We start from the raw sequence: 12,831 nt of genomic DNA, 5'->3' as shown, positions 1-12,831 counted from the left end.
TGCCAAGCGACATAGAATAAAATAGAACATTTTACTGCGCTGATATCGATTTTGCGCTGAGTGCAAACCCCATCGAAACACATTTACTCAAGCGGAAAGGAATTGCAAAATGTCTGCAGAACAACCATTTTTTAGAGTCAACAATTACGAACTGTTCGGAGAAGTAGTTGACGAGTGGGTGCGCAAACCCGGTACGAGGCCGCTAAACTGGGACAGGTTCATTGAAATCCTGAATGATAGGGGGATTGGCCCGATCGTCCCCGATGATTTCGGCAAACCCGAACTTGTTTTTCACGAACTCATCGACGGCAAGATGAACATCACGCTGCCGACGAAAAAAATGCTCGACGATGCCAATACGGCGATCGATCTGCAAAAGAAAGAATATGTATTTCCGTCGCAATACGACCTCGCCTACAAAGGGCCGCTCGATCCAGACATCGACAATCCGAAGCGCAAAAAGGTTCAGAAGGCCCGGCTCGCCGACTACTGCATCGACCTTTGCATGTAGGCGGCAGTCTCAGGAGGTGGGGAGGCCGGCTTTGGCGAGGCCTTCCCGCATCCTGGCGCGGGTGGCGTTGTTTTTCACCGGGCAGTGCTGGAGAAACCATTGGGCCGCGCTTTCCCGCGTGCAGGGTGCTTCGCCCTGCCAGCGGTCGCGGATGAAGGTAAAATAGCGCTCGCCCGCGTCAACCGCTTCGGCTTCCGCGCCGATCAGACCCAGGGCCGCGGCCTTGAAGCCGGGCACCATCGGCAGCGCCTCGCCGCAACTATCGGCCGCCTTCACACAGCCGCGATAATCGCCGCAGACGAACCGGGTCGATGTCAGATAGGCCCATTGCACCGGATTGACAGACGAAATCAGCGACATGGCCTGTCCTGCGATGTCCCGCGCCGCGTCTAGATCCCCGCACATCGCCAGCCCGCAGGCACAGGAGAACAGGGTCGTCGGGTTGTTCGGATTGAGATCGTAGACAAGTCGATGGTGGTTCGCCGCCTGATCGTGCTGACCGATCATGCCGTTCGACCATGCCAGTGCGATATGGCTGCGCACGTCCAGGGGATCCAGGGCGACGGCGGTCCGCGAAAGATGGTTGGCCGTCTTGAGACGCTCCGGCGAGGCCGAGAAACCGGGATAGATGACCTGCTCGGTGTTGCAGATAGACGCCAGCCCGCTATAGGCCGGGGCAAAATCGGGGAAACGTTCGATAATCCCCTTGAAGATTTCCTCCGCTTCCGCCCGCTTCTGCGGGTCCCACGACCAGATCATCCGATAGGCCGACAGCCAGGGCCGGTAGGCGTCCTTGGGAAGGGCGTGGCTCGCGATCTGCTGCGACAGATGCTGCGCGGTGAGATAGATGCTCATGCTGGCCGACATCCGCTTGATGAACTCGCGCTGCGCTGCGAACCAGTTGTCGTGTGACAGGCGCAGGCGCTCGCTCCAGACATAGCGGTTCGTCTGCAGGTTCTTCAGGGTCATCAGCAGATGGACATCGTCGCCGTCCTGATAATGGGTTCCGGATATGCTGTAGCCCTTGTTCCGGTCGGACAGCGTCCAGTCATTGCCGGTCTCGTCGGGCACCTGCTGGGCATGGTCCAGAACGATCCAGTCCCTGAAGCGCACCATGCTGGCGATGAGATCCTGCCGGAACCCCTCCACGAGACCTGCCATGGCGTCGTGAGGGTCGATCCCGCCGGCAAGGAATGGAAACACCCGGATGGTTGGGTACCAGGCTTCCGTGGCCACCGCCGGCTCCGATGCGGTACTGCCTTGCACTGTCGTCGTAACAACCGGTGAAAGCACGGCCGCGGGGGTGAAGGTGCCGGCCTTGATGTCGGCGATCAGGGTCTGGGTCTCGAGCTCGGGCTCCATGTCGTAGTCGCGGTCGAGAATGTCCCAGAGTTCGTTGTACTGCTTGAGTGCGGCCGCTGTATTGCCGTTGTTTGCGTGAAAGCGGATCGTGCTGCGATGGGCTTCCTCATGTGTCGGGTCAATGCGCAGCAACGCTTCCGCCGCCGCTTGAACGGTTTCTCCCGGCAGATGCACGTCGCCGATGATCCGCCGCAACTCAGTCACGATAACCGTATTCCAGTTCTGCCGGACGACATGCAACCAGGCGGCAAAGGATTGATCGAGCGTCTCAAAGCCGTAAAGAATGCGCTCCGGAAGGTTGGACAGTTGCAGCAACGGCTCGCTGACAACGTTTCTGCCAAGCAGGTCGACGACCCGGCTGAGATCCGTTGACACGGTATGTGGATCAAGCGTGACATTCACATGCCCGGTGTCGAAGCCTTCATAATGCAATTCCTCGAAGAACTGGCGCAGCTGCTTGAGGCTTTGCCTGAGCGAGGCGCGGGCCTGTTTCTCCGGCCGATCGCTCCACAGGAGTCCGACCAGCCGTTCACGCGTTTCCCGGTGGTTCCTGTTGAGCGCCAGATAAGAAAGAAGTCCGCAGGATTTCCGGTTTCGGACAGAATAGCCCGTGTTCTTCGCGCCCTGAAGCGAAAATCCATCAATGATATTAATAGTAATATGTGAGCCGTTGAGGCCGATAGCTGGATTAAGCACTACTCCTGATCCACACCCGTTATAGTTGGTATTTTATTAAACTATTATATTTCTGGGTGCAGTCAATTAAAACGGGGCGACCGGCCCTGTCTCCGTGTCGAGATCAATGCAGTTGGTGCGCGCGACCTCCGAAAGCCGAGTTGAAACCCAGCTCGCGTCCGTTGCCTGCAGTCCAGGCACGAGGGTCCTGACAGTAGCGATGTCAACCTCGGGCCTGGTCAGGTCGACCCAGAACGCCTCCAGTCCGATCTGCGCAACTGCTTCAACGGGACCGGTCGCCTCACCACCCCGCGCCACGGCAGATAGGGTCTCGACCGACGCTGCTCTTTTCAGGCGCGGAAAATTGTCGAGCGACAACTGTTTTTCACGTTCGATCCAGATCCGATCCTGATCGGACAACCGGTCGTCTGGAAGGTAGGATGGTTTGTCCGCCGAGATCTGCTGCGCAAGTTCCATCTGGCACATCTCCAAAAAGGCCCGCTTCGCCGCACGGCGACTGTCCTGATCGGCGGCGAAGCCGGCGACGACCTGGCTTCCATCGACCCGGCTGGAGAGTGCGGCAAAAACCGGAACCTGAATGTCCGTGGTCAATTCCAGAAACCAGCAGTTCCGGCTGCTTGCCGGACGGCAGCAGGTTATGAAGCTCAGGAATTCCTCGCCCCAAGCCGCGCCGTTGGTGATCGTTCGGGGCGTCTGGCCGCCATACCACCACAGGACCATCGCATCCCGTTCAATCAGTTCCAGAAGTCCCGACCTCACTGCGTCCGATGTTGTGACCCCGGACGCGACACCGTTGCTGTGCGCCGCCCGTTCACCGTTCCGTTTGTGAGCGGGCCGCCTCAGAACGAGCTCCAGCGGCAGCGTGACGGGCTCACCGGTATAAAGGGAGCGGACACCGACAAGATCGTATAGGCCCAGGCTCTCCTCGGGTTCGACGCCCAGACCACCTCGAAGCCAGTCTTCGGGTATTCCAGGCGTGACGGAAGGAGGCTGCGCAGAGGACAGGATTGTGAGCGGGTCGTCTTTTCTTTCGATGAAGGACAGATATTCCGCTGCCTCTCCGAGGCAGCTCTCGAACGCTTCCCTCAGCGACACACCGCGTCCGCCGGCACTTGCCGGCGCTGAACCGAATCCGGATATGCCAAAGGCGGCCGGACTGAATTTGGCTCCGAAAAAACTGGCCCCGGAGGCATGCGGCATGTCCAGGGTGAACAGGTCGTCGCAACGGCAGGCCAGCGCCATCAGCGCACGCCGGTTCGCGTCCTCCTCGGGATCGGGCTTCCGGCTATCGGGACCCGGCAGGTAGCCGAGCGCATCCAGAAACCGTCTCGCGTCTTCACTTCCCGCATCGCCACTGTCCGGTTGTCCTTCCATAAGTGCGGCGGATCTCTGCAGCAGGTCCTTCAACATGGTCATCTCCCTTCAATCCCGTCGAATTTTTCCCTTGAAATCGGCGATTCACGCAGGCTTCACACCTTCCATAGGCCAATGACCTTCACGGGGTTTTCCGTTGAACCGGCAAAACAGCCCATATGAGACCGGGATCCGGCTCCGCGTGGAACACATGCAACTGGCCGCTCATAAGATTTACCGCTTTGCACCGTTGAACCACCTGGAAAAACACTGAGGCCTGAAAATGACACATGCCGTTACCAGAACGGAACCGCACATCATCTCGGAAAGCATCAACCGGTTCGAACTCGCTCGCCGCCTCGGGCTTTCCGCTCAGGAATTCAGCGCGGTCAACCCGCATCTTGAAGAATACGACCTCTTTGAACCCGGCATGCCCGTAAATGTTTTTGCGCGCGACGAGCCTGTGTCCGCCGTGACACCGAAAGCGAGACCGGCAACTCCAATCGATTGGGCTGTGGAAGAACTTGAAAGAGGAATTCAGACCTATTCGGGCCCTGGCATAGCCAACCCCGAACTCGAAAAATTTCACCAGGCGGCCGCTGGCGTTTCGCCGGACGACATTCCGTGGTGCTCGTCCTTTGTCAACTGGTGCCTCGGCAAGACAGGTCTTACCGGAACCGGCAACAGGGCCGCCCGTTCTTGGTATCGCTGGGGCAAGGAGACGGCGTCTCCCGCGCGCGGCGATATCGCCGTGTTCGCGCGCAAGGATTTCGCCTGGAAGGGACATGTCGGTTTTCTCTGGACTGACGAAGGCGCGTTCCTCAGCGTGCTGGGTGCGAGCCAGTTGAACGCGATCGGCATCTGGGGCTTTCCCAAGGACGGCTCGACCTATCATCTGCTGAGTGTCCGGAGGATTTGCTGACTGTTCCACCACATCTGCGGACTGTGTCAAAGAAAGTCCCCGGCACAAGGCCGGGGGTCAAGGCGGGGAAAGTACAAAGTCTGGAATAGTTTTTGTCTCTGCTTTCTGGGAGGCTGTTGTCAGCCCGAATTATCTTTGGGTACAATAATTTCCCCTTCCCCGCCTCAACGACGCTCCTCGCATGGTAACGAGGTTTCAAAGGCAACAGTCCCGTCGCCCGGGACCATCGCGTCAGGTCACCGTGCAGCACAGCTCAATACCGCGGCTCGACGGCAACTCGCTCAGCGCTGCAACGCCCGGAAAGAGCTCCTCGACCGACTTTTCCGCAGGCCCGTCGAGGACGAGGGCCTTGAAACTGTCCCAAGGGAAATGCGTTCCCGGATCCGATCGCCGTGACGGGTCGAGCAGGGCATGGGAGACAACCTGGGAAAGATTTGGATACTTTGCCCAGCAATAGCGGACAATCCGTGCCGTCTCCGCAACCTGCCAGTCCGAAAACGGATCCAGCGGGCTCTGCTTCTGGGAATTGACGATCTCGATGCCCAGGCTCCAGTGGTTGACCCTTTTGGCGCCACCGTTGACGCGCGGATCGGAGACAGCATTGCGCACATGCCAGGCGGCCCGCGCTTCGGGCGCGCAGGCCCACACGTGGCTTCCGTGAGCATCCTCGTCTTCGTCTGCCACCAGCCAGTGCCAGCTTGCCCTGCCGTCGCGCATGACCGACATCGCGCCGGACGAGTTGTGCCCTGCGGTTGCGTGGATGATCACTGCTCTGACCCCGAGGATCGCGTCGAAAATCCGGCTGCTCGTCGACCGGTCCCAATAGTCCTTCACACCGGGGTACCATTCTTCCCTTATGGTAGCCTTGGACGGACGTTTGGCGCCGGGTAGGTCGAACAGATATGTCTTTGGATCTGCCATTTGCCTCACTCCCTTTTGCTGCAGGCAATGCACCAAGGTCTCTTACAACCCTGTTTAATCAAAAGCCGCGATGTCATCCGGATCTTGCGGAACGACCACCGGGTCCGGATGCAACGCCCTCTTGTGATCTGTCCCAAGTAGACAGCGCCCTGTGTGAGTCCCGCGTGAATCGGTTTTGCGTTGAGCCAGATGCCGCCCGGCTCATCCCCCAAACGAAGAAATGCCCCTGCAGTTGATGCGGGAGGAGAAAAGACAGGCCTTGTGGCGGGGTTGCGTGCTCAAAGCTTCGGCTTGACGGTCTTGTCCATCCAGTCGCGGAAGGCCAGGACGCTCGTGTAGACGCCGTAGAGATTCGGCTTCGCGCACCCGATGCCTACAGGCTCGGTGACACGAAGGTGCCGCCGCAGATGTGGCGTCGAGACGGTCCATTGCCAGTTGTCGTCATCCTGGACGACGCTCTTACCATTGATGATCCTCGGACCGAGCGCCCGTTCCTCGGCCGTCGCGGACCTGTCTCTCGACAAGGAGATGCTTCAGGACATCGTCAAACGAAAGCTCTGAGGCCTGCCCGGAAGAGAACGCTGGTCGACGAGATGCGGTCGGACTGGTCGGTGTGCATTCGCCGTGCGTGCGCGGTGATCCGGTTTGATCCGACAACCTATCGCTACAAATCCCGTCGATCCGGCCAGGCCGCTTTGGAACAGCGTATCAGGGAGATTTGCCAGACGCACGTCCGGTTCGGATACCGACGCGTGCATGTTTTGTTGCTTCGGGAAGGCTGGTTCATCAACATGAAGAAAACACGGAGGATCTACAATGAGTTAGGCTTGAAACTGAGGAACAAACATCCCAAGCGCAGGGTGAAGGCAAAGCTCCGGGAAGACCGGCAGGAAGCTGTTGAACCGAATGATGTCTGGGCCATGGACTTCGTGCATGATCAGCTCGCAACCGGTCGGAAGATACGCGTTCTGACAATGATCGACACGTTCTCCCGCTATGTGCCGGCGCTTGATCCGCGGTTCAGTTATCGGGGCGAGGATGTGGTGAGAACCCTGGAAACTATCTGCCTCCGGATCGGGTATCCGAAGACGATCCGGGTTGATCATGGCTCCGAGTTCATCTCCAGGGATCTCGATCTATGGGCCTACCAGCGCGGCGTGACGCTGGACTTTTCTCGCCCGGGGAAACCGACGGACAACGCCTTCATCGAGGCCTTCAACGGGCGGTTCAGGGCGGAGTGCCTGAATGCACACTGGTTCCTCAGCCTTGCGGATGCTGCCAAAAAGTTGGAGGATTGGCGCAAGGACTACAACGATCACAGACCTCATGGTGCCATCGGCAACAAGGTGCCGTTGGATCTGATGAAATCAGAACACGCAGCCAGCCTGTGTTCCTGATTTGATCCGGAAAACTCTAGCCCACCTCGAGGGCACGTTGGGTAGCACTTCAATCAACCAACGGACTCCGCGTAGAAGTAGAGGGAAATCGGGTCTCGGGTCATCAACAAAAAAGAAGAAGTGTTGGCGCAGGGAGGCACGCGCCAACACTTGGCGACATGGCAGATCAAAGAACGCCGCTCGCCTTGAGCAATTTCGCGAAAGAGTTGATCACTTCATTCTTGGGGCGGACATTGTCCTGGGGATGCCAGCGGTTATCGGGCCCTGTTCCTTTCGTGTTCCAGTAGCTTGCAGGATCACACACGGCCAGACCGATTAAGGTCTCTGATACAATACGGCTGCCGAGGCTGCCGAGGGATTTGCCATCGCGCTGGACTTCGGCTTCACGCAGCACATAGTACCAGAGCGGCACCTGATCGATCAGATTGGTGTCAGTCAGGACAGCACCGCCCGGTCCGGCTTCCAAATCGTTTCGGGACAGCGCTGGCAAATCGACACCGGCGTTTCGGAAACCATCGAGGCAAGCCTGCGCTGACGGTATGTTCAAAAGCAATCCGCGTCGCAGATTGCGTTCCGCCAGATGTTTCAGGCGGGCATGGATGCCATTGGGAGCGTTGGCCATGTTCAGCAAGGGTGGCGACAAACGGGTGTCGATTTTGCGGGTGAAACGATCGGGGAACGGAGGATTGTCGTCTGCCATTCGCGACCAGTCCGCAGGCCAGTTCGACGGAAGGGTCGGCGCACCGCGCATGTCGCCGTTTCCAGTGAACTGAAAGAGTTGTTGGAACGTGGCGCGGGGAAGGATGTCGCCATTCCGGCCGAAGAAGCGGTTCCAGTCGTAATCCGCCCGAGCCATTGTATGACCAAAGCGAAAACCGGCAACGGAAAATTCAAGCGGCATCGGAAGGCGGTTTGTGTCTCCGCCGTTTGCCTTGAAAAATTCGGAATATACCGGCGCGCCGTCCCGAATTGTGTTTGCGACGACATCCGGATCGCAAACACGCGGCAGATAATCATTCAAGATCAGCCATTGATATTGCCAGCGAACCTGTTGGCGGGCGAATTCGAATGCCTCTTCGCTGGTGTCCCCACCAGGGCCGCCGATGGAATTGGAATGGTCGATGACCACGTTGTGGAAACGCGCCATGGCGAGATGAACTTGCGCGACAGCGAGGTTTTCATCGTTTCGATCATCGCCAATCACTGCTCTGCGGGGATTAACTTTACCGTCTCCGTCAGTGAACTGCTCTCGAAGGTCTTTCGGCAACGCCAGAATATCGTCTTCCGACAAAGTACCGTCCTGCAAGATGCGGCCGAGCCTCAACAAATCCCGTGCCGGATCATCTGGCGGTGTCTGAACCTGACCGGGGATCGTCGTGTCTTTGCCAATGCGAAGCTTCGCTTTGAACACCGGGTGCCGTAATAATCCGCTAATCGTAAACTTTTTTGCGAACGCGCCCTGGACAGCCGCGCCGCCGTACAGACTGTCGAGATCAAGACGGCCGGTTCGCAAGTTGGCGATATTTGCGATGATATCTGCACGGTTTAGCGGTGTGATGGTCTTTATATCGATGTTCGAAAAGGATGTGTTCCGGTCCGTGTTGGCCGTGATATCGTGATCAATGAATTGCCCGATATAGGTGAAAACAGCAGGTATGTTGGAGTTGTCGTCAACTGCGGGCGCTTGATCGATCATTGCATCTGCGAGCAGGGCCAAGGCGCCGGTCGTCGTATCGTCAGCGTTTGCCGGTGGTGCTCCGGGAAAGAAGTAGCCGAAACTGCTGAAGTCTGCGTCCTCCCAGCTGGGATAGTCTTCGTTCCCGCAAAAACCGCAGGCGGCTGCCTGAGAGTAGTACGCATTTCCACATTCGTTTTCGCCATCAGCGACCACCTGATAGCCGTGTCCTTTGATAAACAGCATTTGAATCTCCATAAATTGTGCCGTCGGGATACTTGTCGCGAGCGACGTATCGACTGCCTCTCGCGACCAAGTTTGAAAGCGTCTATGTCGCGACTTGGTCGGACATGGATGGGGGCATCATGTAGCCGACAAAAAAAGTAACAATAACAACGACTTCACTGCTAAATTGGCTGGCGTTCAGGCTCGGAATCCAGTTGTCCAAGAGTCCGATCAAGACGGTTGTGAAGGCGGCGGCTACAGTTGAAGCAATTACCTTTTGCGTTGGTGCGCCGGTTTGCATTGCTGCCATAAGTAATCTCCCGTTTTCGTGTTGCTACGGGAGGAAACTGCTTCCTTAGGCGTAATTCGTTCGTGAATCTATTGGGTTCGACGCGTGGAACAAAAGCCTTTGCGCCAGAAACTCCTTATTGTTCAAGGTATTAATTCCAAAATACCTGGGAAGTTCTGGGGCAGGAACTGGTTCAGCTATCTGACCGCTCCCCCCTAAAACTTCCGAGAGTAGCTATCGCAATGTCGCTTGGGAGCCTGATTGCGACAGATACCGTAATTTTCTGAATCACGGTCGATTCACATCACAACTGGGACTTGTTCTTCACAGACGGGGTTTCCCGCCTCTCCTCAATGAATTTTTTGAGAAAATGGAGTTTGAACAATGTCTGAGAATAAAAAATTTTCCCGAAAAGAGCTTGATGCGGCCATGGAACTGGCCATGAAAAAGTTTTCCCGTCGCAAGAACGTCACCGGGTTTGACGTTGGGTACCGCTGGAATGGTGACGAACCGACGAAGGAGCTTTGTGTCCGGATTCATGTTGAAGAAAAGATACCGGTGGTCGAACTCGAGGCGACCGAAGTTTTTCCCAGCGACATAGACGGCGTTCCTCTCGACGTCATCCAGGGTCCATACAGGGCATCAAGATCTACCCAGGCCACCGAGCACCGGGCCTGGCTACCCACACTTGTCGGCGGAATTTCATGCGGCCGACCGGACAGTGGTACGGGAACGCTCGGAACGATCGTAATTCACGAACCAAGCAGCCAGCCGGCAATTCTCTCGAACTGGCATGTGCTGGCAGGCGCTTCCGCACGTGCGGGAGATCCGATATTGCAGCCGGGTGCCAATGACCTTTCGCCGACCCCGGAGAACATTGTTGCCCGTCTGACAGATTCAATCCTCGGTCTGGATGGCGATGCGGCAATCGCAGAGTTGACCGGGGACCGTCCATGGCTCCCACTCCAGTTTGCAATCAATCATCTGCCGGAAGAAGTCCGCGATTCCCGCCTGGGGGAAACTGTCCAAAAATCAGGGCGGACAACTGGTGTCACCAAGGGGCGTGTCGACGGGGAAGGGATTTACCGGATTCTGTATGAAGTCCGTCCGGGAGTCGAAGAGCCCAGGAACATCAGAGGTTTCAAGATCGTTGCCGAAAAGCCCGGTAATCCGGACAATCTCGAACTTTCAAGTGGCGGGGATAGCGGGAGCGTGTGGACCGGATCGGATGGTAAAAGCGCTGTCGGCCTCCATTTTGCCGGCGAGATTAATCCTAACCCTTCGGCGGAACATGCCATCGCCTGCAACATGACCTCTGTGACCGAGCGTCTTAACATTCGGCTTGCGACGCTTGATGATTTGCTTGGTCTTTCGGAAGTCCAGGTGGGTAGATTTGCGACGACGGCACGTGGCAGGTCCGGCCTGCGTGGAGAATTGTCTCTTCCGCCAGACTGGCCAGATGGCCCGACTGGCGGTCCGACACCCTGGCCGCACCCCTGGCCGGTTCCACCACACGGTCCGTTTCCGTGGCCGCCGCGCGGGCCCTGGGGTCCGTTTGACCCGCCGCGCGACTGGTGGCGGAGCCGAGCACTGCCCCAATTTCCTATGCGAGATGCACCCTTTTCAGCCGGCTTTCAACTGGCTACTCCGGGAGCCGTCGGGGTTCGCCCGGAACGGGCCGTGCCTGGCACCACGGTGTCAGTCACGCAGTATATCTGGCCCCGATTGAAGCGGGCTCTGATAGCGCGAAGCGAAGTCTTCACTGGTGTCGAGCCAGATCATGAGTTCAAGGACTACATGGCACCGATAGCAGCCAGGGGGTTTATCGCCGCCGCAGTGCGTAACCATCATGAATTCCAACAGGACGGGATAATCGCAGAAAGCCAGGATTTTCGAAATGATCAGGTCTTCGGTCAGGCAGCAGTTTCTGTTGGCAGGATCTACGATGCTCTTGGTTTTAATGTGGTCGCATAGGAGAGCTGGTCATGTTGAAACAAGTAAGACTTCTCCTGCTTGCCTCGTTCGTCTCAACGTACGCACACGCGAAGACATTTGAGCTGGACGACTACGATGAGAATAACGATGGGAAATTGTCACGCCAGGAAAGGGTGAATCTTAGAAACGATCTTGGTCCTTATGGGACAGAAGATCGCGTGGCCTCAGTTTTCTTTGCGCTCAACAAGCTGGAGCGCGAACGCGGGAATCCGGACCAGATTCCGACCGAAGACGTGAAGGCTGCCCTTTTTCCGGACGCGGTTAAGTGCGACCTGAGTCAAAGGGTGTTCCTCCGGGACAGCCTGAGAAATATTGCGTTTCTTGATTGTCCTGAAAACAGGGAGAAGTCGGGTGGCGCTTCGATCAGCTATACAGAGGATTTTGAAAACGGTGGTTCCAGTGGAACTTTGAAAGGCGTCCTTGGATACGTCTTGATCGAGCCTGGGAGAGTGGCCACGCCACCAGCACAACGGACAATGCAGGATGTCCTCGACGACGCAGCCCTGGCGGTCTTCGCGGAAGTCGACGGCACCTTGAATTCAACGCAGAACCATGAAGGTTTTGCCCGTTTCGGGGTCGAGGCCGAAGCATGGACAAGAGGCATTTTCGACCAGACGATCTGGGACCTGGCAGGCTACTATCAGCCGGATCTGAACTTCGACACCCATGCAATCGGCGCCGAACTGCGTGTAACACCCGTCCACGCGACCGCATACCTGAATTCATACCTCAAACCGAAGGATAGCAATCGGAAGTTCTTTTTTCAGGTGAACGGTATTCTGGATGCATTTGCGTTTCCCAACGCTGTTAACTCCAGTTCCATCGAAGACAGTGGCTATGTTTGGCTTGGAGGTCGGCTCGGCGCTGTCTACGAGGACAAGGTAAAGGCATTGCCGAATGGTTTTCGTCTGTCGGCTGAAACTCTGCAGTTCTGGGACGCCCTGCATGGCGAGACCACCAACCACTATTCAGCTGCTGCAGCTCTATTCCTGAACGAAACCCAGACAACATCGCTAGGCGTCGAATTCGTAAGCGGCCGCAAACATGAACTGCCACAAAGCAGGCAGGAACAGTTCATGGTCAAGATTAACTTTAGTTATTAGTATCAGCAATTTATGGATCTTTGGCTATGGTATTTGCGAGAATTTGAACTGGGGATGCGCCCGCCGTAATAGCATTGTCGATTACGTCCGCTAGTGCTGTCGGCAGCGAATAACCTAGATCCCGAAGGCTTTCCATAAGCGCCGACGCCCGTGGTGTGGCATCTGCCTTTATTAGGGGATCGTTACTCAAGTAGCTTCATCGCTCCCATATTGAGCACCTCCCCGAAAATCGGACAGTGACGGAAGCTACGATTTGACGTCTGCTGGTCTCCATGAACGAGGAGATTGGACTATGTCGAAACGCAGGAACCATGATGCGGGCTTCAAGGCTCGCGTTGCGCTGGAGGCCTTGAAGGGTGAGCGCACGGTGTCGGAACTGGCG

Annotated in this window: 10 protein-coding genes and 1 pseudogene; 5 read left to right on the top strand and 6 right to left on the bottom strand. The window is 57.0% G+C overall.

The genetic code is table 11. The annotated features are described in order from the left end of the window. Nucleotides 1–109 precede the first annotated feature (109 nt). Nucleotides 110–511 (top strand): hypothetical protein, encoded by a 402-nt coding sequence (locus tag CLV41_RS25900; protein ID WP_146048644.1) that lies wholly within the window; start codon nt 110–112, stop codon nt 509–511. Between the two features lie 9 nt (nt 512–520). Here CLV41_RS25900 and CLV41_RS25895 read toward each other — a convergent pair whose 3' ends face one another. Further along, on the bottom strand, nt 521–2,569 hold the full coding sequence (locus tag CLV41_RS25895) for a BTAD domain-containing putative transcriptional regulator (protein WP_103225396.1): 2,049 nt from the start codon (nt 2,567–2,569) through the stop codon (nt 521–523). 66 nt (nt 2,570–2,635) lie between these two features. Next, complete coding sequence (locus CLV41_RS25890) at nt 2,636–3,979, bottom strand: YcaO-like family protein (protein ID WP_170107324.1); 1,344 nt, start codon at nt 3,977–3,979, stop codon at nt 2,636–2,638. A gap of 226 nt (nt 3,980–4,205) precedes the next feature. Here CLV41_RS25890 and CLV41_RS25885 point away from each other — a divergent pair, with 226 nt between their 5' ends. After that, nucleotides 4,206–4,844 (top strand): TIGR02594 family protein, encoded by a 639-nt coding sequence (locus tag CLV41_RS25885; RefSeq protein WP_103225394.1) that lies wholly within the window; start codon nt 4,206–4,208, stop codon nt 4,842–4,844. 231 nt (nt 4,845–5,075) lie between these two features. Here CLV41_RS25885 and CLV41_RS25880 read toward each other — a convergent pair whose 3' ends face one another. Further along, nucleotides 5,076–5,765, bottom strand: a complete 690-nt coding sequence (locus CLV41_RS25880; protein ID WP_103225393.1) for an N-acetylmuramoyl-L-alanine amidase — start codon at nt 5,763–5,765, stop codon at nt 5,076–5,078. A 278-nt stretch (nt 5,766–6,043) separates the two neighbouring features. Continuing rightward, entirely contained in the window at nt 6,044–6,289 is a 246-nt protein-coding gene (locus CLV41_RS27890; protein ID WP_170107322.1) for a hypothetical protein, read from the bottom strand. Between CLV41_RS27890 and CLV41_RS25875 the strand changes: the two are divergent. Further along, nucleotides 6,267–7,162: pseudogene (locus CLV41_RS25875) on the top strand (IS3 family transposase); the annotation flags it as partial. The gene CLV41_RS27890 and the pseudogene CLV41_RS25875 sit on opposite strands and share 23 nt — an antisense overlap. Nucleotides 7,163–7,328: 166 nt before the next feature. Here CLV41_RS25875 and CLV41_RS25870 read toward each other — a convergent pair. Together CLV41_RS25870 and CLV41_RS25865 are read right to left on the bottom strand one after the other, a co-directional pair. Further along, the gene (locus tag CLV41_RS25870; RefSeq protein ID WP_170107323.1) at nt 7,329–9,083 is read right to left on the bottom strand and encodes a peroxidase family protein; all 1,755 of its coding nucleotides are present in this window, start codon (nt 9,081–9,083) and stop codon (nt 7,329–7,331) included. 82 nt (nt 9,084–9,165) lie between these two features. Then, complete coding sequence (locus tag CLV41_RS25865) at nt 9,166–9,372, bottom strand: hypothetical protein (protein ID WP_103225391.1); 207 nt, start codon at nt 9,370–9,372, stop codon at nt 9,166–9,168. A gap of 363 nt (nt 9,373–9,735) precedes the next feature. Between CLV41_RS25865 and CLV41_RS25860 the strand changes: the two genes are divergently transcribed. Together CLV41_RS25860 and CLV41_RS25855 are read left to right on the top strand one after the other, a co-directional pair. Next, nucleotides 9,736–11,325, top strand: coding sequence for a hypothetical protein (locus CLV41_RS25860; RefSeq protein ID WP_103225390.1), 1,590 nt, complete (start codon nt 9,736–9,738; stop codon nt 11,323–11,325). Nucleotides 11,326–11,336: 11 nt separating this feature from the next. Beyond that, on the top strand, nt 11,337–12,449 hold the full coding sequence (locus CLV41_RS25855; protein ID WP_103225389.1) for a hypothetical protein: 1,113 nt from the start codon (nt 11,337–11,339) through the stop codon (nt 12,447–12,449). The last annotated feature ends 382 nt before the right edge of the window (nt 12,450–12,831 follow it).

Source organism: Roseibium marinum (assembly GCF_002906165.1).
GTDB classification, from domain to species: Bacteria; Pseudomonadota; Alphaproteobacteria; order Rhizobiales; family Stappiaceae; genus Roseibium; species Roseibium marinum.
The sequence above is the reverse complement of the archived record's forward strand: the minus strand, read 5'-3'. Positions and strand labels throughout refer to the sequence as shown.